This window comes from Vibrio sp. 397, assembly GCF_033339395.1.
GTDB classification, from domain to species: Bacteria; Pseudomonadota; Gammaproteobacteria; order Enterobacterales; family Vibrionaceae; genus Vibrio; species Vibrio alginolyticus.
In genome coordinates, this window is sequence record NZ_JAWOUN010000013.1 from 1 (window position 1) to 21,223 (window position 21,223).

The 21,223-nt window shown below is 48.6% G+C and carries 17 protein-coding genes and 1 pseudogene; 17 read left to right on the forward strand and 1 reads right to left on the reverse strand.

The features are described 5' to 3' along the window. The 5 genes and pseudogenes from R7P36_RS18550 to glpC form a co-directional block, all read left to right on the forward strand. Window positions 1–401 (forward strand): annotated as a pseudogene (locus R7P36_RS18550) (hypothetical protein); the annotation flags it as partial. A gap of 567 nt (window positions 402–968) precedes the next feature. Beyond that, window positions 969–1,889, forward strand: coding sequence for an IS5 family transposase (locus R7P36_RS18555; RefSeq protein WP_025594252.1), 921 nt, complete (start codon window positions 969–971; stop codon window positions 1,887–1,889). A 608-nt stretch (window positions 1,890–2,497) separates the two neighbouring features. Next, complete coding sequence (gene glpA / locus R7P36_RS18560; RefSeq protein ID WP_025594253.1) at window positions 2,498–4,168, forward strand: anaerobic glycerol-3-phosphate dehydrogenase subunit A; 1,671 nt, start codon at window positions 2,498–2,500, stop codon at window positions 4,166–4,168. Next, a complete protein-coding gene (gene glpB, locus R7P36_RS18565; protein WP_014257458.1) occupies window positions 4,165–5,490 on the forward strand; it encodes a glycerol-3-phosphate dehydrogenase subunit GlpB in 1,326 nt (441 codons plus the stop codon). Before glpA ends, glpB begins: the two co-directional genes overlap by 4 nt. Further along, complete coding sequence (gene glpC, locus R7P36_RS18570) at window positions 5,487–6,713, forward strand: anaerobic glycerol-3-phosphate dehydrogenase subunit GlpC (protein ID WP_004726856.1); 1,227 nt, start codon at window positions 5,487–5,489, stop codon at window positions 6,711–6,713. The genes glpB and glpC overlap by 4 nt, the downstream gene beginning before the upstream one ends. A gap of 146 nt (window positions 6,714–6,859) precedes the next feature. Here glpC and R7P36_RS18575 read toward each other — a convergent pair whose 3' ends face one another. Further along, entirely contained in the window at window positions 6,860–7,333 is a 474-nt protein-coding gene (locus R7P36_RS18575; protein WP_025594143.1) for a DUF4832 domain-containing protein, read from the reverse strand. Here R7P36_RS18575 and R7P36_RS18580 point away from each other — a divergent pair. The 12 genes from R7P36_RS18580 to R7P36_RS18635 all read left to right on the forward strand — a co-directional run bounded on the left by R7P36_RS18580 (window position 7,310) and on the right by R7P36_RS18635 (window position 21,091). Next, entirely contained in the window at window positions 7,310–7,723 is a 414-nt protein-coding gene (locus R7P36_RS18580) for a LysE/ArgO family amino acid transporter (protein ID WP_025594145.1), read from the forward strand. The genes R7P36_RS18575 and R7P36_RS18580 overlap by 24 nt on opposite strands. Before the next feature lie 254 nt (window positions 7,724–7,977). Next, on the forward strand, window positions 7,978–8,538 hold the full coding sequence (locus R7P36_RS18585; RefSeq protein WP_042522733.1) for a hypothetical protein: 561 nt from the start codon (window positions 7,978–7,980) through the stop codon (window positions 8,536–8,538). Between the two features lie 11 nt (window positions 8,539–8,549). Further along, entirely contained in the window at window positions 8,550–9,065 is a 516-nt protein-coding gene (locus R7P36_RS18590; protein WP_054866402.1) for a hypothetical protein, read from the forward strand. Continuing rightward, window positions 9,065–9,877, forward strand: coding sequence for a hypothetical protein (locus R7P36_RS18595; RefSeq protein ID WP_158157470.1), 813 nt, complete (start codon window positions 9,065–9,067; stop codon window positions 9,875–9,877). Before R7P36_RS18590 ends, R7P36_RS18595 begins: the two co-directional genes overlap by 1 nt. A 128-nt stretch (window positions 9,878–10,005) precedes the next feature. After that, entirely contained in the window at window positions 10,006–12,678 is a 2,673-nt protein-coding gene (locus R7P36_RS18600; RefSeq protein ID WP_318122252.1) for a hypothetical protein, read from the forward strand. Between the two features lie 3 nt (window positions 12,679–12,681). Further along, window positions 12,682–13,029 (forward strand): hypothetical protein, encoded by a 348-nt coding sequence (locus tag R7P36_RS18605; protein WP_024703838.1) that lies wholly within the window; start codon window positions 12,682–12,684, stop codon window positions 13,027–13,029. Then, window positions 13,026–14,426, forward strand: coding sequence for a hypothetical protein (locus tag R7P36_RS18610; RefSeq protein ID WP_169628947.1), 1,401 nt, complete (start codon window positions 13,026–13,028; stop codon window positions 14,424–14,426). The genes R7P36_RS18605 and R7P36_RS18610 overlap by 4 nt, the downstream gene beginning before the upstream one ends. A gap of 92 nt (window positions 14,427–14,518) precedes the next feature. Next, entirely contained in the window at window positions 14,519–15,391 is an 873-nt protein-coding gene (locus R7P36_RS18615; protein WP_158157464.1) for a phage tail protein, read from the forward strand. Between the two features lie 57 nt (window positions 15,392–15,448). After that, complete coding sequence (locus R7P36_RS18620; RefSeq protein ID WP_158157462.1) at window positions 15,449–15,910, forward strand: hypothetical protein; 462 nt, start codon at window positions 15,449–15,451, stop codon at window positions 15,908–15,910. Next, window positions 15,910–17,169 (forward strand): hypothetical protein, encoded by a 1,260-nt coding sequence (locus R7P36_RS18625; protein ID WP_158157460.1) that lies wholly within the window; start codon window positions 15,910–15,912, stop codon window positions 17,167–17,169. Before R7P36_RS18620 ends, R7P36_RS18625 begins: the two co-directional genes overlap by 1 nt. Window positions 17,170–17,241: 72 nt before the next feature. Next, complete coding sequence (locus R7P36_RS18630) at window positions 17,242–18,360, forward strand: hypothetical protein (protein WP_169628945.1); 1,119 nt, start codon at window positions 17,242–17,244, stop codon at window positions 18,358–18,360. Between the two features lie 97 nt (window positions 18,361–18,457). Further along, entirely contained in the window at window positions 18,458–21,091 is a 2,634-nt protein-coding gene (locus R7P36_RS18635; protein ID WP_169628944.1) for a hypothetical protein, read from the forward strand. Window positions 21,092–21,223: the final 132 nt, after the last annotated feature.

Sequence of the window (21,223 nt, forward strand, 5' to 3'; positions counted from 1 at the left end):
ATCACTCAATAGCCAAGAATGGATCAAGTGCTGAGTGTCACACTTTTTCTGTCAATAGGGGCTTGGTGAACACTTACCCCAAAGATATGTTGCCAGAGCTATTTGATATTTTTGATAAAGCGAGGATCGCTAGAAACTCAATAGCTCATGGGCTTTGTAAAGGTTTAGCGGGTTGTATCGACACAAAAGTGACGGATTTAGAGTTTATACAGATGGTTCAAGAAGTTATTGAACCCATAGCTCTTGCTGATTACTGGATTTCATATTACTTATCAAAACTTAATCAAGAACCTTTACTGCAAATAAAACCAGAAAATTACCAAAATAAATTTTTAAAATGGGTACTAGATTGCAATAGTGAATATTGGATTCCTTCTCCCCCGTACCCATACAAAATTTGAAAACATGCATCCTTCTTGAATATACATTCGTAAATCGAGAAATTAACTTTTTCTAGATGAGAGGAAATTGAAACTGATTTTTGTCCAGAAGCGACTTACCAATCCAATTAAAATTTCACTCTCACCGCATAACTATTATTAACGTCACATGAGTTATATTTGGGTAAATTACGACTGATTGAAATCGCAAATTTGTTAGACGAAACCAATAATGGGGCATTTCTGTGTTTCATGCCCCATCAGCAAGCCTCTAGATATAAGTTTTCCTGAGCATCGTTTCTTTAACGTCACACAGAAGGGTGATTTACCATCCACGAATGCAACTGCTGGGCTTTATTTAGTGCGATACTAATTTCTTCCAATACTGAGTCAAAACTCTGTTCTGCGATTGATATTTGAGGTAATGGTGTTTCTATGTTTACTGATTTTCCCGACTTTATGATTCGATATCCACTACGTTCCAAACCTTCAAATTGACTTTTGATATCGGCTTTGTTGCTTAAATCGATGGAACTAAATCAAGAAGCTACGATCTGATCGGCTACACCCATTAATCGTCGTAGCCTCATGCCTAAACCTCGTTACAAAACAACTAACTGGACGCAGTACAACAAAGCCTTAATAAACCGTGGCTCTCTGACCTTTTGGATTGATGAGGAAGCGATAGCCGAGTGGAAGCAAAACAAACAAGGCAAGCGCGGCAGACCTCGCCAATTCAGCGACTTAGCCATTACTACTGCACTGATGGTGAAACGCATATTCTCTATGCCGTTGAGAGCACTGCAAGGATTTCTAGACTCGGTATTTAAGCTGGCTAACATCCCGCTAGTTTGTCCCCACTACACCTGTATAAGCCGTCGAGCTAAGGAAGTTGAGGTTTCATTTAAAACTAAAACCAGAGGTGCGATACAACACCTAGCCATTGATGCCACTGGCCTCAAGGTTTATGGCGAAGGCGAATGGAAGGTCAAGAAGCATGGTACTGACGGGAAGCGTAGGGTTTGGAGTAAGCTGCATATCGCAGTAGATACTAGCACCCACGAAATAGTCGCAGCAGAGCTGAGCTTATCTAACGTAACCGATGCCGAAGTACTTCCCAACTTGCTTAAGCAGACACGCCGTAAAATCATTGAGATATCAGGCGATGGTGCTTATGACACAAGGAATTGCCATGATGCCATACGGCTCAAGCGAGCTGTTCCGCTCATTCCGCCACGAGAAGGGGCAGCCTTCTGGGAACGAGGACATCCTCGCAACTTAGCAGTGGGTTGCCAGAAGCTCTACGGCTCTAACAAGAAATGGAAAAAGCGGTATGGTTATCATAAGCGCTCGCTCTCAGAGACAGCAATGTATCGGGTAAAACAGTTGTTAGGTGGGAAATTAAGCCTGAGGGACTACAACGCTCAAGTTGGTGAGACTTACGCTATGATCAAAGCGCTGAACAAGCTTACAGGGCTAGGTATGCCTGAAACTCAGTATGTTGTTTAAGAACTGAACAACATGGGGCTACCATGTCTTCTCATCGAATTAAGCAACAAAGCCTGTTGTTTTGTTCGAGTCATAAGTAAGAGTCCTGTTTATAGTTATGTACACAAACTTTGTGTGGGCAAATCTGACACAGAAGAGCACTCTCGAAAATCGAACAAGGAAATTTATGAGCGTTCGAGCACAAGTTTGTTAATGTCAAACTCGTTTTTTTGTTAATTGGCGCATCATTTTGATCATTTCATCAGTAGGGTTAGTTTTTATCGCGCCATTTTCTAATCAAGAAAACCCTAATAAACTGAGCAATTGCTTATTAAACAAGGCATCATACGTTTTCATTTACCAACAACGTTCTTGACTCCGCTTGCACATCAGACCAGCTCGTTAGCGAATTTATTCCTGTTTTCATCGATTTACATGTAACAAATATGTGCCTAACCCTGTTAAATACCAGCAACATTGTTGGTTAATTTCTCCACACCCACACGAAACAATCACCAAAACTATCAATTTAACGCTCGTTCGCGCTTTTGTGAGCAATATATCGAACGTAAATGATAAAAAAAAACATACTAGTTGTAAGTTTATTAAAGTTGCATAAGGTAAAGGTCATGACGGCTTATCAACGAATGGAAACCGACGTTGTCATCATTGGCGGCGGCGCGACCGGCACAGGCATCATGCGAGACTGCGCATTGCGAGGCATCGCGTGCATTCTGTTAGAGAAAGATGACATCGCCTCCGGCACCACGGGTCGTAACCACGGCTTGCTGCACTCTGGTGCGCGCTATGCCGTCACTGATGCAGAATCGGCCAAAGAATGCATTCAAGAAAACCAAACGCTCAAACGCATCGCTCGCCATTGTGTGGAAGCGACTGACGGCCTATTCATTACCCTGCCTGAAGACGAACTCAGCTTTCAAGACACCTTTATTCAGGCTTGCGGCAATGCCGGTATCGAAGCGACCCGTTTAACGCCAAAAGAAGCACTCGCGCTCGAACCGAACGTGAACCCGGCGCTGATCGGTGCGGTGAAAGTGCCCGACGGCACGCTGGATCCGTTCCGTTTATGTGCCTCGAACGTCCTTGATGCCAAAGAGCACGGCGCGCGCATGTTCAACCGCACCATCGTCACCAGTTTGATTCGCCAAGGCGATACCATACTCGGTGTACGCTGTTTGCAATTGGGCACCAACCAACAGTTTGAAATCTTTGCCAAAGAAGTGATCAACGCCGCGGGCATTTGGGGACAACATATCTGCGAATATGCCGACCTCAACATCAAGATGTTCCCTGCCAAAGGCTCGCTGTTGATCCTCGATTACCGCATCAATAACTTGGTGATCAACCGTTGCCGTAAACCTTCCGATGCCGACATTCTGGTGCCCGGCGACACCATTTCACTTATCGGCACCACGTCCGAACACATTGATTACGACCAGATCGACAACTTGCACGTCACCGAACGTGACGTGGATGTGCTGTTGGCAGAAGGCGCGAAACTTGCGCCGATCATGGCCAATACGCGCGTACTGCGTGCCTACGCGGGGGTACGTCCTTTGGTTTCGGTAGATGACGATGGCAGTGGCCGGAATATCAGCCGCGGCATCGTTTTGCTCGATCACCAAGAGCGCGACGGCCTCAAAGGCCTCACCACCATTACCGGCGGCAAACTGATGACCTACCGCTTAATGGCGGAATGGGCGACCGACTTAGTGGCGAAGAAACTGGGCAACACTCAGGCGTGCGAAACCCACACGCGCCCACTGCCGGGGTCAAACGAAACGCCAAAAGCCATCAAGAAAACCGCCAGCATCGCCAAACCGGTGTATGAATCCGCCATTTATCGCCATGGTGAACGCGCCACGCAATTCTTGTCTGACGATGCCAAGAGCCAAGCGATTATTTGTGAATGTGAAATGGTCACTGCGGGCGAAATTGAATACGCGATTAAACAGCTCGACGTCAACAACTTGGTCGATCTGCGCCGCCGCACTCGCTTAGGCATGGGCCCTTGTCAGGGCGAACTGTGCATCTACCGTGCGGCCAGCCTGTTTTCCGAATATGGTCAGGTCGATGGCTGTCAATCGAGTGAATTGTTGGTCGATTTTCTAGAAGAGCGCTGGAAAGGCATCAAACCCATTTTCTGGGGTGATGCGCTGCGCGAAGCGGAATTCAGCTATTGGATTTACGAAGGATTACTCGGTGCCAGCGACCTGCCCCAGCCCGCTCAATCAGAACACCCTCAAGCAGAACAACAAAAACAGGAGGCGGAATTATGATGCATTATGATGTGGCCGTGATCGGCGGGGGCATTGCGGGTTATACCGCTGCAATTCGCAGCCTGCAAGCTGGCAAAAAAACCGTGCTCATCAATCAGGGTCAAAGCGCGTTACATTTCTCTTCCGGCTCCATTGATGTGCTGGCGAAATTACCAGATGGCAGCGCGGTCACCCACCCGTTTGATGCCCTCGACGCATTACAGCAACAAGCGCCGTCCCATCCGTACAACACGGTGGGTCGTAGCACGCTGCAAAAAGGGCTGGAATGGTTTCGTCAAACGCTCGCCACCGCGAACGTGCCGCTATCGCATCAAGATGATTTGGCCAATCACGGGCGCATCACGCCGCTTGGCACACTCAAAGCGACTTGGCTATCGCAGCCATTTGTTTACCAACACCGCCAAGAAGTTTCGTTTGAGCGTATTGTGGTGGTTTCGATCGATGGCTATCGCGATTTTCAGCCACAAATGCTGAAAGATAACCTTCACCAGCATCCCGATTTTCAAGGTGTGCCGATTCACACGGTCACCCTGTCGATTCCGGGGTTTGACGGATACCGCCGCAACCCAAATGAGCTGCGCTCAATCGACATTGCACGTTTGCTAAAACACGATGCCGCGTGGACCGCGCTATGCGATGGTTTGATGCGTGCAGCCAATCGCAACGACTTGGTGATCATGCCCGCGATCATGGGCAACGGCGATGGCCTAACGCTGCTAACGAAGCTACGCGACACCACGCAACTGCAATTTCACGAAGTGCCGACCATGCCACCATCGCTGCTGGGTATTCGCATTGAAGAGGCGCTCAGTCGCACCTTCCTGCTGCTGGGTGGCATTCACCTCAAAGGCGACAAAGTGGTCAACGGCACGTTTGACGGCGAGCGTCTGGTTAGCCTGCAAACGCAAAACCTGCGCGACATGGCCATCAGCGCCGACAACTACATCATGGCAACCGGCAGCTATTTCAGCCAAGGGTTGCATGCCGAGCAACACGCCATCCAAGAACCGATCTTTGGCTTGCAAGTGACGCATAAACCAGCACGCGTTGATTGGCGCAATCCGGCCTTCTTTGCCGACCGTTCACACCCTTTTATGGCATTCGGTGTCGAAACCAACGCGCAATTGAACCCACAGCGCAGCGGCGTCACCATTAAAAACTTGTACTGCTGCGGCTCCATGTTGTCGGGATACGATCCCGTGTTTGAAGGGTGCGGTGGCGGCGTCGCGATTGGCACCGCCTACCACGCCATCATGCAATGCCTAGAACCTCAATTGTCAGCGTCTCACCCTAACCCATTCGATCAGGAGGTGCTCGCATGAACGCGCCATTTTCAAAAGCTGCTCCTCTGAATACCAGCTTTGACCAATGTATTAAATGCACCGTCTGCACGGTGTACTGCCCCGTGGCAAAAGCCAACCCAGATTACCCAGGCCCGAAACAGTGCGGGCCGGATGGCGAGCGCCTGCGCATTAAAAACCCGGAATATTACGACGAAGCGCTTAAATACTGCACCAACTGCAAACGCTGCGAAACCGCGTGTCCTTCTGGGGTGAAAATCGGCGACATCATCGCCGTCGCGCGGGGTAAACATGGCAAGAAACCGCTCAATCCGAAACTGATGCGTGACTACGTGCTGAGCCACACCGACCTGTTCGGCTCACTGGCCACGCCATTTGCACCAGTGGTGAACTTCGCCACATCGATGCCATTGGTGAAAAAAATCATGCACAAAACCATCGGCGTGCATGACCACAAAGCGTTGCCGAAATACTCGCACGGCACGTTCCGTCGCTGGTTTAAACAAAATTGCACCAGCCAGCCGCTGTATCAGCGCCAAGTCACCTACTTTCATGGCTGCTACGTCAACTACAACCACCCACAATTGGGCAAAGATCTGGTGAAGGTGTTGAATGCGATGAATATTGGCGTGCGCTTGCTGAACAACGAGAAATGCTGCGGCGTGCCTTTGATTGCCAACGGTTTTCATGACAAAGCGCGTAAAAACGCATTGCTGAACGTGAAGAACATGGAAACTGCGGTCAATGAATATCACACCAAAGTGATTTCAACCTCCTCAACTTGCTCGTTCACGCTGCAACAGGAATACCCGCATGTGCTCGGCGTCGACAACAGCCAAGTGTCCAACGACATTGAATACGTCACGCGCTTCCTGCTGAAAGAGTTTATGAATGGCAATGCGCCGAAAATGAAACCGGTCAACCTCAAAGTGGTTTATCACACGCCTTGTCACTTGGAACGCAGTGGCAACGTGATGTTTACCATTGAGTTACTGCGCATGATTCCGGGCCTAGAACTGATTGTCCTCGATAGCGAATGCTGCGGTTTGGCGGGCACCTATGGCTTTAAAGAAGAGAACTATGACGTGTCGATGAAAATCGGCTCGCACCTGTTTGACTCGATCAAAGCCTCCGATGCAGATTTTGCGATCACCGACTGCGAAACCTGTAAATGGCAAATCGAAGAGAACACCGCGCTGGAAACCATTCACCCGGTCAGCTTGCTGGCGCAAGCACTGGCTTAGTCTTCCAACCCCAAAAAGGCGTCTTCAAAGAAAGTCGTTTCAACGCTCAACGTACAAAAAAGCGGGCATTGCCCGCTTTTCTTCTGTCACTTTCGCTTTTCGTTTGCTGCTGTCTATCGCACCACAGCATGGCGAAGGCTGTCGACCTAACGAATGGTCACGTCAGATAAGCGATACCAGCCCGACGCCTGCAACCCTTCATTGGCCAGATTCACTTCTGCCTCAGCATGGCGATCGACCAAAGCCAACTCAAGGTAGTAATGGCCGGTGGGGATCGTTTCAGGCAAAGTGAAACTGCTGGAGGTCGCGTGTTCACCCGGCAGCCAACGCATGACATCTGCGGTTGAGACGTTGAAAAACGCGGTTTCTTCGTCCTCATTCACCAATCGATACGCCAGATAATGGTGCTGATACGGTGGCGCGTTCCCTTCGTTCACAAGCAAGGCCTGAACCGTCATGGTCGCGCCCGGCGTCAATTCAGCAGGGTGCACCAGTGTGTCTACACGCAGACGATAGCCAATTTGAGCCAACGCATCGTCCAACAAATCACGATACTGAGTCGGCACCACGTGCGATTTCAGGTTCAATGTCGAAGCGTGCTGCGCAATCGCCCAATCCAAGCTTTCTGGTATGGCTACCAATCTGCAAAATCAGCTTGGAAAGGTTCAAGTCACCTAGAGTTGGAAAATTCGGACATTGCCCAGAGTTGGTTAAAAGTCGTTTTAATGGCGATGGCTATCACTTTTTTAAATCCACATGTATATCTGGATACGGTGGTGATACTCGGGGGCGTGACTGCTCAAATGGAACCTGATGAAAAACTATTGTTTGTTATAGGGGCACTGATCGCATCAGGGGGCTGGTTTTATGGATTAGTGTATTTGGCTAACAAGTTGATCCCACTTTTTAGTAAGCCAAGAACATGGCGAATTTTAGATTCTGCGATTTCATGCATCATGTGTGGTATTGCATTGAAGCTGGCAGCACCTTTGTTTAGCCAATACATATAGAGCGTCGCGATGAAGCTGCATTTCTATTAACTAAATTGCTCCTGTTAGATTGGACACTGAGTTTCCATACCAGAAGTTATTCGTCCTTTGCTAATTTAAGTAAATACTCTAAACCATTTCTGTCCAAAAATGAGTTTCGGTCTTTGTTGTCCATCGACAATAACAAAGTTTAAATCGCGAGCACTATTGGTTTGAGTTAAGATTCACCAAGCCTATCCCCTATCTCAAAATGCGCCGCCACTACCGGAGCGGCCATGACACCGATTGAACTACTCGAAGACGTGAAAGCGAGATTCCCTATCTTGCTCCACGACGACGAAAAGGCGCTGTTAAGCCTACTGCGTAAAGCGCTGGCCAAGTACCAAGAGATTGCCGGATTTACCACTAAAATCCGCATCCAACAAAGCGACTTAGCCGATAGCAATCAGTTTGAATTACCGTCCGACTTTGCTGCAAGGCTGGTGGTCAAAGATGACCGTGGCCGTTATGTGCGTAGCGAGGTTTGGGGCAACGTTCTTGAACTGAAATTAACAGGCGCAGAAACATTCCCACTGACATTGATGTACATGCAAAACGTACTCAATGAGCCGTTTGATTCGTTCCAGCTTCCAACGCCGTGCATTAGCTTGCTTGGCGACTATCTGGAATTGCTGATCACTATCCCGAACGCAGAGCGTCAACGCCGTATTGCCATAGCTGGCAAGTTGGATGTGACCGATATTGCTGCCGAACCTGACTTAGCCGCACGTAAAGCCGAGATTGAAAACTCAATGCGCGCGAACCGTGCCATTGTTCCACCAGTATCGTTGCTCTAAGCGAGGCGGCCATGAATCCATACATGCAGCTCGCCAAACGCGCGACCAATAACTTTATGAATAAGCCGTGGCTGCAAGGCTGGCAATGGGCGGTAGAAATCGACTCGCCGGACGCGCCAACGGACTTTGATATTTACGTAAAGGATATTGATTTTGGTGCTGGCTCTATCGATGCGGATTCATTCCAAGTCGGTTCTGGCTCGATTGCGCTGCCTACATACAGCAGCGTTGGCGAAATCACGCTAACGGTTCGTGATGACCAAAACCTGACTGTTTCTAAATGGTTTGAAAGCCGAATCAAGAAAGTCAGAAACCAAGACGGCACACTCAACATCCCCAAAGAGTACGTGTTCAAAATCAACATATTCACGCTCAATGAGGACGGCAAAAAGTCACTCTATAAGAGCTATCAAGTCTTTCCTACCAAGATTGGCAACGTGATGTTTTCACGCGAAAACGGCAACCAGATCCAGTCATTCCCGCTCATTCTCCAAAAATTTATGTCTGTAGGTAACAAGGTACTGTAATGCGCATTCCATCATTTCCACTACCAAGTAACATTTCAGAAGTGATTGAGTTTCGAGTCCCAACCGTGGAAGACGCTCTATTGTTCTGCGACCTCAACGAGTACCAAGAGGAAGCCAACACAACTCGCTATCTGAACCACATGCAAGACACCAGTAAGCGCCCTATGAGTGATAGCGGCCTATGGACTGGTGAAGATCGCCGCGCAGCATTGTGGTGGATTTTTATGTCCACCAGCGAGCTAGGCACTATTCCCTTTAGCTATGAGTGCGAGCACTGCAAAAAAACTCACTATCTCGATCTCAATATGGGCGAGCTAATGGAATCGGCCAAAGCGCTCAATGGATTGCCAAAACAAGAGATCACCTTAAGCGTGAAAGGCAAGTCATACCTAGCGAACGTGAAACCACTAACCGGTTACGAAGCGGAGCAACTTGAGAACATTCGCAATGAGCGCGACCAGTACGAACCGGACAGCGCTGAATGGAAGCAGCAAGCGAATCACATGGCGCTCACTGAGCTGGCCTACTGCCTAACGTTCGAAGATCAACCCAAAGACCAAGACGATGCCCTAGTGTGGAAAATCGACCTATTGAAATCGATGTACCTCAACACGGAATTTCGTGTGGCCTTTGCCAAGGTTGAAAAGTGCCTACGCAATGCGCGTCACGGATTGCTCACCAAGTACGACGAGGGGCGTTACTACCTAGTCGCCACCATTCCGCAGTGTCAGAAAGTTATCGAGCAAGGAGGTGAAGCAACTCGAACGTTGCTCTTACCCTTTCGGCATAACGACTTCATTACAACGTTTTGATTACGTTGGTTGGAACGTACTGATTGAGAACTTAACGATCTACGGTGGCCAGCCTATCGATGCGGTATTCAAAACACCTCAAACGATGGCCATAAGCCTAGATAAAGCGCTCCAAGACAAGGTGAAAAATGGACAGAAACCAAACAGAGGTTGATCTTTCACTGGTTGTTGATGCAGTGAAACGAGCCAGTGACAAAGAGCTGACCGTGCTATCTGAGATTAGTCGCAAACTCGATGGCAAGACTCTACCAACGAGCCAACAAAAGGCCGTCCTTGCAGTGGATACAAAGGGCATCGAAAAGGCGGTAACTAAGGGCGTTTCCAATGCCTCTCTTAACGTCTCTACCATTCCGAGCATTAATCCACAAAAAGGATTAACACAACAATCAAGCGGCACACCTAAACCAAGTGCAACCAAGACCAAGCGTACAGGTGAAATTGAGTTGTCATTTGCGCCTAGTCAGCCAGCAGAAACACAAGCTAAGCCGGACGCCAAAGCGATCGAGCAAAGCAGCTCTGTAAGTGGCGTAAAGTCGATTGCTGACACGCTGAAAAGCGAGGACGCGCGCGAGCAAGTAAAACAAGCGCCCGTTGTCGTGAGTGTAGAAGCGCCAGAATTCAATTCTGAACGTTTGGATACTTCAATCCTTGATGATGTGCCAGAGAAGTTAGAAAAGGCTGTCTCTGACGCACTGGCAGAGTTTGAGGGCTATTGGGAAGACGCTAACGGCAAGCTTCGACGCTCCGATGGTCGCTATGCGAGTAAGCAAGAGCAATCGGCTTACAAGAACGCACAGCAAACCGCATTAGAGCGCCAAATTGAAAAGCAAACCGACACGGAAAAGGAAAGCCAGAACGTTTTTGCCAAGGTGGCCACCAGCCTTAAGCAACTGGCCATCAATAACGTGAAAGAGTTCCTACAGGAAGAAAACGACGCGACCGATGCGGCTGGCGCTGCGGCTGGTGGTTCGTTCTTCTACTCCGCTAAAGAGCTTTATCACTTGGGGCAAGACGCTAAAGAAGCATTGGATGATGTGACTGAAAAAGCCACCTCAACCAAGGACAAGCTAAAAGAATCGAAACTAGGCCGACTCTTTACCCGAGGCAAACAAGCGCCAGAGGCAGACAGTCAGGCCGTCACAGCCATAGAGACAGTTAGCCATGAACAACTATCAGCGACAAAAGATTCGTTCGAGACAAGCCATTCAACGCAAATTACGCCTAGTGATCGACCTAACCGTGATGGTGCTAGGGGTAACGATCCTGTCAATCTTGCTAGGGGCGATTCTAGCCGGATAAGCAAGGCCAGTGAGCTAACGAGCACCAAAGATCAGAGCTACCGAGCAAACATGCTTGAAGTGCTCCATGAGTCGAGTGCTGATCGTGAACGCCAGTTTGATGATGTGCTAGACAAGCTCGATGATCTGATTTCGGCAACCAAAGCAGCGGGGAACGATGGCCAAGGTGGTTTATTTGACTTGGCTGGCGATATGTTTGAACGCCGCAATGGTCGTAAAGTTGGCGGTAAGCGTGGCCGAGTTAAATCGGTTATGTCAGGCATTGGCAGCAAAGCCTCAAACGTGGCCAGCAAGGGCGTATCGATGGCGGGAGCTGCCTTTAAAGGTATGTCTAAAATCGGCTCTGTTGCTGGCAAGGCGATCCCTTTCCTTGCTCCGGCCTTAATGGCCTACGATGCGTTTAGCGGATTTACAGACCAAGACAAGCAGAAAGAGACGTTCAACCTCAAAGATGGCCAAGAGGCGACAACTGGCCAGAAAAGCTCAATGGCATTGGCGAACGTGCTCGATTTGGGTGGCCTAGTCAGTGGCGGTGCTGGTTTGCTTGGTTCGGCGCTTGGGGCGTTCGGTTTGGATGGCGCTAAGGAAGCATTAACCTTTGATTCTGGCGATATGGCCAAAAGCATTTACAAGCTATTTGGCGGTGAGGTTGAGGACGACAAAGAGGCTAAGGATTCTAAGGCTGAGAAAGCTCAACCAGAGAAAGAAGAACACCTCAAGAGCGCCGAAGCCTACCACACGGCTCAAGCGTCCGGTGATGAGAGAAGCATGCGCGAGCTTGATGCAAAAAACTCAATTCAAGTGACCTCTCAAGAGGTATCGCATAAGGCCAGCGAGCAAGGCATTAGCTACAAAGAAGCTTACTTAGCTGTAAAAAGAGAAAAACACATTAGCCAGGACAAACGTGTGCAAGTGGCTAATGAAACAGGCATGGATATGTCCGGTATGGTCGAGCATCCCGAGCTTGGCCAAGTTTACTCGCCAGATAAGAAAGCTGAACGAGTGGCCGCCGTCGATGCGGAGATCAAACGCCGTAAAGAGGCTGAGGCCGTAGCCGCACTAACCAAGGCTGCAAACAACACGCAAACCAACAGCGTGACCACAGCCAGCCATGAATCATCCATCAATACCGAGCTAAGTAACCAGAAAACGGACACTCAATCCGTGGTGAAAGTGGACACCGAAAACACCTCGAATAAGACGGTTGCGACTCAATCATCCATTCAACGCAATGAGCGAGTTAGCGAGCTGCAAGCACAGGCAGCAATGAAAGACCTCAAAGAGAGCGGCAAGCCTCAAACCGTGGAACTTAGCAAACATTCACTGGATGCCATTGGGCGCGCGGTTAGCGGCAGTGATAACAACAAACCGACCACTATCTTTGCAGCGCCTAGCGGCAGCTCAAGCAAAGACAAGCCAGCGTCAGCCACTAAGGCTAGCGGCTCTATTCCTCTCAACTTTGATGACCGTTCGTTACAGCGTCAAAGCGCTGATATGGAGTAATAGATGAGCCAAGAAATTGATTACTTACTACGGGTCGATATTGACGGTGTAAAAGTAGCCGATGAGAAACACGCGATCGTTGCGCGCGTCTCTGAATGGCTCGATACACCTCAAGGCCAAGTTTGGGGCGCTCCGCAATGGGGCAACAGATTAGGAACATACAAGCATGAACCAGTAAACGAAACCACAGCAGCAGCTATCGAAAACTCAATCCTATTAACCCTCCCAATTGACGTGAAAGGCGCAGTGGTTCACGGCATTGCCGTAGAGCCAAACGTCAGCGGTATCGATGCCTACAAATTGACGATCGTTGTGAACGGTCAAACGTTGGAAAGAGGTATTACGTTTTGAGTAAGTTAGAAGAAGTCAAAAAGACCTTTAACGAGGCGATTGCTGGTTCAAGCTGGTGGTCGCGTCATATTGGTTCGCAGTTCGTTGACTACCTTTGCTTGTTTGTGGCCAAGATTGTTGAACGTGTGGCAGCGATCAGTAGCCGTGCATTACAAGAGTCTTATTTGACGTTAGCCACTAAACGCACCTCCATTTTGGCGGGTGCTGAAACTGAGGGCTATGTAGGTCGAAAAGCAGCGCCATCGAAAGGCCGTGCGCTAGTGACCAATACCGGAACTAAGCGCGTTACCTTGCCGAAATACAGCCAATGCGTTGCTGGCAACCAATTACGCTACACGCTAATGGAAGCCATCGATCTCATGCCACAGGAAAGCGCGTCTGTAGAGGTTCAACAGTTCGAAGTGTCCAAGATGACCTACACGGTCGATGAGGGGCATAACTGGTTAGCCGTTGCGTTCCCACAAGAGCTGACGAAGCGCATTCATAACATCATTGTGCGCGTGAACGGTGAAGTGTGGGAGCACGTCTTTAAGTTTCGTAATACGGACGGCAAATCCAAAGCCTACATGGAATATTACAAGCCAACCGACCAGCTAGGCGTTCGTTTTGGTAACAACAATAACGGTCGCGCGCCAGCTACGGGCGATGTGATTGAGTTTGAGCTATGGCTGACTAATGGTGTAACTACCCTACTCGATGCGCAGCCTTTAGAGCTCATCGATATGGGTATTCAAAGCGCCTATAAAGACCAGCTCGCCATTAAAACGGCCACCAGCATTATCGGTGGTGCAGAGCCAGAGGATATTGAATCTATCCGAAACAACGCCCTTTACTCGCCAATCTATGACGAGCAGATTGCGTGGGACTCGGATTACATGACCTTTGTTAAGCGTAATGTTTCGGGTGTTACTTGGTTGTCTATTTGGGGCGAAGCGGAGCAGGAAAAACTCACTGGAAAACCTGACGTTCGCAACATCAACACGATCTTTATTTGCGCTTACTCTGCCGATAAAACCGATGAGATTTTGAATAAGGAAATCCAAGATCTATTCGCTGGCCGTGAGGGCTATAACGAGCGCTATAAGCTGGTGGAGCGCAAGGACGTGCCATTTACGGTGACGGTCAAAGGCAAGCTTTACCCAAACTCAAATCCAGAATGGGCGACAAAGGTATTGGCCGATGCGTTGGATGCGAAATTTGGTAAGCAAGCGAGCCGTAATGAGCGTATTACCAAGAACCAGGTTTGGGATGTGATCCAAGACCTCAACGCGACATTAGGCATTAAGGAATTTGAGGTTGAGGTAGTCGGTATTCTTGACCGTATCCCTATCGATACTTACCACTACTTGAATGTGAGCACGTCAACAATTCAACTGAATTACGACTACTCACTATAAAAGTTTTCGCATGCGAGAACTTTAAAACATGTCATCCCCTAAAGTTTTCGCATGCGAGAACTTTAGGAAACACTATCCTGTATAGTTTTCGCATGCGAAAACTTTCAGACCAACAAGGCGAAAATATGGCATTTGGAGACTTTAGAAAATGGCTATCTGGCCAGCTAACCAAGGCGCGTCAAAAGGAAACCGCTTGGGTAGATTTAGCAAGCGCGATCGCAGAGTCAATTGAAACCCACGTAGAGTCATACATTGAAAAGCTTAAGGCACGTTCGTCTCTGTACGAAATGGATAAAGAGTCGCTGCTAGAAGATATTAGAGAGCTGCGAAAAATCTTCCCACTAGGCGAAGTGGCCGATGAGGACTTGCCGCACGTTGTGATGCAGCGTAAGGACGAAATCCACTTTAAAAAGACCATCTACCCGCTTATCTCTACGCTCGCGCGTGAGTTTAAAGGGCTACGTGTGAAGTGGGAACGAATCTACGCACCAGTAGACCAAGAGCGATTCCCATACGGCACGTTCTTAGTTCCCGAGTCAGAGTTAGAACTGCAAAACGGACTAAACCCGAGCGACTTTTTCCTGACCAGTCGCGGCGCGATTCGAATCCCTTTGAATGACATTGCAGGAGAGGACGGTATCACCGAGGAAGCCATTCGAGCGTTCGAAGCAAAAATCAGACGAGTGGTACATCCACTTATCCCGCTACGCATCGTTTTAGATGGCCAATTGTACTCAATCGAGTTCGAAGTCATGGATATGGTGGAAATTCCCCACTATTCCGACCATGTTACGGTTGGAAAACAGGTGGCGACCGATATAGAATCAACACCAAGCTATAAACAGGACTTTGTTCGGACTGGAACGACGACACAGGAAGAACGTCCAGTTAGCCCGATGTATGGTACACCTCGAATGGATGCTATCCCCTTGGATGCGATCTCCATTGATAGACGGTACTATTAATCCCTATTCCTATTCCCCGTCCCATTAAAGCGCCACGACTTATACGAGGTCGTAAAGGTGCTTACACAAAAAGTAGTCCTATCGCAGTGTGAACTGCTTAACCGTTATTACGACGAACGCGCCTTGTCGTCGTTGCCTACCAATGGTACTGAGCCTTATTTCCAATTTGGCGATCTTGAATGGGGTTTTGACCTTATCCAAGAAATTGAGGGCAAGCCTAGCTGCATGCCTATTCCACTGGACAAGAAAACCATTGAAAACGTGTTTTACCGTTCTAAGGCCAACTATGCCTATGTGAATGGCAACATCGTGATCACGGCAAACTTGCCAGCGGGTACGCTAGCAGAAGATGAACAACACCAGTTCTCTTGCGTGGGCGTGAAAGATGCAAGTGGCGGCCTAATTCTGGTGGCTGTCACGCAACCAGTTTGGATTTACTCAGACCGTGGCCTATCGATTGAAATCGTGATCAACACGGCTCGCACGGATAGCGCTAGAGTGGCGCAGGTTGGTGCATAATGAGTCGCCCAAACTTCGAAGAAACAATCATCATTCCGCCACTGCTAACGGACTGGCAAGCGCTACCGCTTATCACCGATACGCAGTACCTAGAACCACTGGCCAGTAACAGCTTAAACCGCAAATTTTACGGCATCGTTCGCGCTGGTATTTTCCGTGGTTTTGAATGTGCTCCGGCTGGTGGAATGAAACTGCGTGTGAGCAGTGGTGAAGAATTTGGCGTGGCGCTGGTTGAGCGTGACGACTACATCCTAACTGTTCGCCAGCAACACGATATTGATGTGGAAATTCCGGCGGGTGCTACGTCATACGTGGTGCTCGAAGCGTTCTATAAGTTCGGCGTAAAGACAAAGCAAGTCGATTTAGCGTCCGACATTGAAGCGTCAGAAATTAAGGTACTGCCACTGGAATCGGTCGAAGATCATCATTTGATTTTGTGCCGTGTCACCGTGCCGGATACCGCTAGCCAACTGGAAAGCGAACACCTTAACTTTGATGACCGCAAGCAAGGCGGCTATGACCTCGAAGGGCACATTTCACATCCAGACCCACACAATCAATATGCGATGCGCGCCGAGGCTAAAGCGCACTACGCAGACCGTGAAAACCCGCACCACGTAACCAAAGAACAAGTTGGCCTTGGATTGGTAAACAACTGGGCGGCAACCAGTGAGATTAACGTAGATAGCGATCAGCTGTATGCCACGGCAAAAGCGATCAAGTTAGTCCACGATAAAGCGGTCGCAGCCTACAACAAAACGGTTGAGCATTGGCCATATATTGCGGCTGGTGGCGAGACAAGAATCGCATTGCCTTATGAAGTGCCAGAAGTGGATGCAATGTCTATTCAAGGCATTGTGCAGACCAAAGGCAGCGCTTGGCAGTTCCTCAAAGACACGAACGAAGTCGAAGTGGCCGAGCCACTTGAGGCGGGTGATGAAGTGGTGATTACGCTTGGTTCGCCATCGGCAACATCAAGCACGATCATTGCCGAGCTTCAAGAGTACATCGATAAGCTTGAATCCATCATCAATAGCGGCGCTACTGGCTCGCCTATGGAAGTATTCCATAGCCACTTCCCTAATACCTCGAACACATTCGCTATCCCGCCAGCATTTGCAGAGCGAGCGATTAAGCTTGTGTTCCTACAAGGTGTGCAGCAATCGAAAGACTTTGCTTACACCATTGTGCCGGACACTGGTGTTATCCAGTTTGTTGACGAAATTGCAGCAGGAACGGAGATCACCTTGGTCGGCTAATCAGTTTTCAAATTCCCCTAACCCTATTCCCCATAAATGCCCTTTTTAACTAACAAATAAATTGGATCTTTTATGGCTACACAAAACAAATTAACTCGCATTAACCGTCTAGTTTCTGACTTAACAGCACAAGACGTTGGCGCATTGCCAGTAGGCGCTCGCGCGGCAGACGCATCAAAACTTGAGGGCAAAACTAAAGCTCAAGTTGTTAGTGAAGCGCGCGCGAACCTTGTCCCTACCTCTCGCACTATCAATAACAAGCCACTAACAGGTGATGTGACTCTGACTCACTCAGATGTGGGCGCAGCGCCAGCAAGCCACACGCACGACTACATCCCTAACAACAAGAAAGGCGTTGCAGAGGGCGTGGCTACGCTAGATAGCACAGGTAAGATCCCACAAGGCCAATTGCCAGCTATCGCTATCAAAGAAACGTTCCCTGTTAAATCAGAAGCGGAAATGCTTGCTCTGACAGCGCAAGAGGGTGATATGGCAATCCGTTCGGATCTGCGTAAATCATTCGTTCTTATGCGCCAACCAGCAAGCACACTAGCGAACTGGCAAGAACTGTTAACGCCAACAGATGCGGTTTCATCTGTTAACGGCCAGCGCGGTAACGTAGTGCTTGAAGCTACAGACGTAGGTGCAGAGCCAGCGTTTAGCAAAAACACAGCGTTCAACAAAAACTTTGGTAATGCCGCTGGCACAGTAATGGAGGGTAACGACTCTCGCGTTGTGAATGCAGTACCAAAGACTCGCACTATCAACGGTCACGCGCTAAGCCAAAACATCGAGCTAACAGCAGAAGACGTGGGCGCGCTAGGCGCTGGCGAAACTGCCGCTAACGCTGCGAAACTTGAGAACTCAACAAAAGCGCAAATCATTTCAGAAGCACGTAGCGGCCTTGCTGCTAGCGGCGCGTCATACACCAAAGCGGAATCTGACGGTAAATACGCGACCAAATCAAGCGTAGCCGCAACAATCAAAGACGCGATCCGCACTGTCGATATTACACTAGAAGCGGCATCAACTACCGTCACTCTACCCGCAGGTACTATCTCTGCCGTTCTTGTTCTAAGCGTATGCGGTGTAATGCAAAACGCAGGTGTATGGAGTCTATCTGGCAACACAATTACGTTCGGTGAACAGCTACAAGCTGGCGACATTGTGACTGTTATCGGCTTCAAATAAGCCATGCCCTTTCCTTTCCTACTTTCCCCACTAACAACGTGGCTCCGGCGCTTTGTCGGAGTTGCTAGTCAATGAATTGAGAAAGGCATATTTCTGAATGGCATTAAAAAAATTGACTCAAGTTGGTGGTAGTCCGGCTCGCAAAATTCGTGAAGAAATCGCTACGAAAGTTGATGAGCATGCTAGCAAGAAAACAAACCCGCACGGAGTCACAAAGGCACAAGTAGGCTTAGGTAACGTACCGAACTATCCGGCCACCAGCTCGGTATCGGACACGTCCAATAGCAAACTTGCGACCGCTGGTGCTGTTAAACAGGCATACGACAAAGGCGTTGAGGGTTTAAATCGCGGTAACGCTGCTTATGACCGAGCGGAGCAAGCAGAGACAAACGCGAACAAGCACACCGACGACCGTATCAGCACTTTGATTGGTGGTGCGCCAGCAGAAGCGCTAGATACAATCAAAGAGCTAGGTGATGCGTTAATGGATCAAGAAGATGCGGTAGCGGCCATTACAACCAATATCGCTCAACACAAATCCGACACATCAAACCCACACAAGGTAACAAAAGCTCAAGTTGGCTTATCCAACGTACCTAACTACGCATTCACGGCGGCGATTAACGATGCCAGTGACGTGAAATTTGCGGCGGCAGGTGCAGTTAAGAAAGCGTATGACCTTGCAGCGTCGAAGATGACTCAAGCGCAAGCCGATGGCCGCTACCTGAAACTTGCAGGTGGTACATTAACTGGCGGCCTACTCATCGATGAGGGCGCAAGTAACGTCTCACAACTTCACTTAGGCCATACAGGTAAGCGATTCCATATAGAAACGAAAACCGATGGCACCTTTGAGGTTGTGGAGAGTGACGTTTCAAGTCGATTGAAGATCCGCAAAGGTGGTGAAACAACGCTATACGGCTCACTAAGCACAACAGAGTCGGTATCTTCCAACCGTAGCGTTGAAGTGCAAGGTACTAGAGCTGGTAATACGGTTCCATCAACCGACCATGTAAAAATGGATGGTTACGGTTTGATTGGTAATCGCCAAATTATGTATCTAACTAACGGCTCAACCGACGCAAAAGCCGAGGTAAAAATTGGTGTAGGTGGTGCGCACAACTCAACGCCCGCATACCTAACCCTAAATAAGAGCAAAGTAGTCAGTAATGTGCCTATAGAAGTATCAGGTAGCAAGGTAGTTACCGAGGCATTCAACCGTACAGAGGTTGTGCGCACCTCTTTAGGTAGTGACAACTCTTGGTGCTTGGTTGCCAATGTAACGATGCCTCAATCAAGCTCTACTGCGGTTATTGAGTTCTTTGGTGGTGCTGGCTTTAACACTGACTTGCACTATCAGTCGTCACGACACCAAATGATTCTGCGAGCCAGTAACGGAAGCCCTAAAGGTCTAAATGGTCAGGTTATTACAGACCATCCTAGCGGCTTGCCATTTAGTGAGTTTGGTTGGGTGAATACTAGCGGTGATAATTACGCTATCTATGTAAAAACACGTAGTGCCTACAGTACGAACATCCTAATTCGATACATGTGTAGTCACACCATTACGCCTTACGTTAGTAACAAAGGTGCAACTCAACCAGCGGGTATTGTCAAAGGGCGAATGGTCACTAGCTATACGTCTTACAATAAAGACTTAGGTGCAATTAACTCTGTTGATGGAAAGGGTTTAGAGCTCAATTACTCTGCAAAGAAAACTTGGATTGGCTCACGCAACACATCCTACTGTCACATGGAGACTGAGGCCGCAAGCGGCTTTTATTCTTACTCCGCGTTCACCTTTGCTAAAGGGATTGATGTAATGCTCAATCAGAGCATTTCATTAGGTGGGCGAGCTGCATTTCGTAATACAGACGGCAACTGGCTTCGCATCAATGACTTAGCTAAGTTTACTTCTGGTGTCTTTTTCGGTAGCTCATTGGTTCGTACTGATGGTGAGTTTACTGCGGGCTCTTGGTCTGCCAGTGCAAGGGTGGCTCGTGTTGCGCCTAGCTTTTACGACGGTACTTGGGGTGGTAATGGAGTAGCCGCTTTCAGTGTCAACAAGCCTGACAGTACAGGTGCTCATTGGGCTTTTGCCTCTTACTACGATGGAACTAACATTCGTGCTGGTATTCAGATTCTTACAAACTCTGATGGTCGAATTAGATTCTACACTAACCGTAGAAGCAACTACGTAGAGGTATATGGCGGTAATGTGTATGCGGGTTCGCCTCAAAGCTCGGCAGCTCATTCATTAACACGTAAAGACTATGTAGACGCTAAGTTTAACAGTATTCCAACAGCGCCCGTTGGCGATATTATGGTGGGCAACGATCCATCAAACACGACATCTGGTGTGCTACAAGGTCATGTTACTTGGCATGCTCGCAACTGGGCTGGACGCACAACGGAGTCTGCATCGCTAATGACTTGGGTTAACCCAACAACAGGATTTAAGGTTGTAAAAGCTGGCACATATTACATCGAATTTACTGACTATAGACGAGTGCGTGCTACAGGTCAGGACGACACTGTTTCAGCTCGCATCCAAGTTAACAACGCGACGAAAATTACCAATAGTTGTACTGCTAGGGATAACGCATTGGCAACTCCAACCGCTAAATGGGTAGGCCACCTTAACGTAAATGACACGGTGAGGTTCATTTCTGTAGGTGGTGAAATAATAGTAGGAGGTGGCCATTTTACAATTCGCTACATCAAGCCATAACCATCAGCCAAAGGGACACAATGCTGTCCCTTTTTTCTTGCAAAAGTTTTCGCATGCGAGAACTTTAAAACACTCCTTCCCGTAAAATTTTCGCATGCGAGAACTTTAAAGAATCCCGTTCGATATAGTTTT

What these genes read in the sequence shown, in the direction of transcription:
- R7P36_RS18555 (WP_025594252.1), top strand. Translation starts at nt 969, where the DNA reads ATGCCTAAACCTCGTTACAAAACAACTAACTGGACGCAGTACAACAAA.
- glpA (WP_025594253.1), top strand. Translation starts at nt 2,498, where the DNA reads ATGACGGCTTATCAACGAATGGAAACCGACGTTGTCATCATTGGCGGC.
- glpB (WP_014257458.1), top strand. Translation starts at nt 4,165, where the DNA reads ATGATGCATTATGATGTGGCCGTGATCGGCGGGGGCATTGCGGGTTAT.
- glpC (WP_004726856.1), top strand. Translation starts at nt 5,487, where the DNA reads ATGAACGCGCCATTTTCAAAAGCTGCTCCTCTGAATACCAGCTTTGAC.
- R7P36_RS18585 (WP_042522733.1), top strand. Translation starts at nt 7,978, where the DNA reads ATGACACCGATTGAACTACTCGAAGACGTGAAAGCGAGATTCCCTATC.
- R7P36_RS18590 (WP_054866402.1), top strand. Translation starts at nt 8,550, where the DNA reads ATGAATCCATACATGCAGCTCGCCAAACGCGCGACCAATAACTTTATG.
- R7P36_RS18595 (WP_158157470.1), top strand. Translation starts at nt 9,065, where the DNA reads ATGCGCATTCCATCATTTCCACTACCAAGTAACATTTCAGAAGTGATT.
- R7P36_RS18600 (WP_318122252.1), top strand. Translation starts at nt 10,006, where the DNA reads ATGGACAGAAACCAAACAGAGGTTGATCTTTCACTGGTTGTTGATGCA.
- R7P36_RS18605 (WP_024703838.1), top strand. Translation starts at nt 12,682, where the DNA reads ATGAGCCAAGAAATTGATTACTTACTACGGGTCGATATTGACGGTGTA.
- R7P36_RS18615 (WP_158157464.1), top strand. Translation starts at nt 14,519, where the DNA reads ATGCGAAAACTTTCAGACCAACAAGGCGAAAATATGGCATTTGGAGAC.
- R7P36_RS18625 (WP_158157460.1), top strand. Translation starts at nt 15,910, where the DNA reads ATGAGTCGCCCAAACTTCGAAGAAACAATCATCATTCCGCCACTGCTA.
- R7P36_RS18630 (WP_169628945.1), top strand. Translation starts at nt 17,242, where the DNA reads ATGGCTACACAAAACAAATTAACTCGCATTAACCGTCTAGTTTCTGAC.
- R7P36_RS18635 (WP_169628944.1), top strand. Translation starts at nt 18,458, where the DNA reads ATGGCATTAAAAAAATTGACTCAAGTTGGTGGTAGTCCGGCTCGCAAA.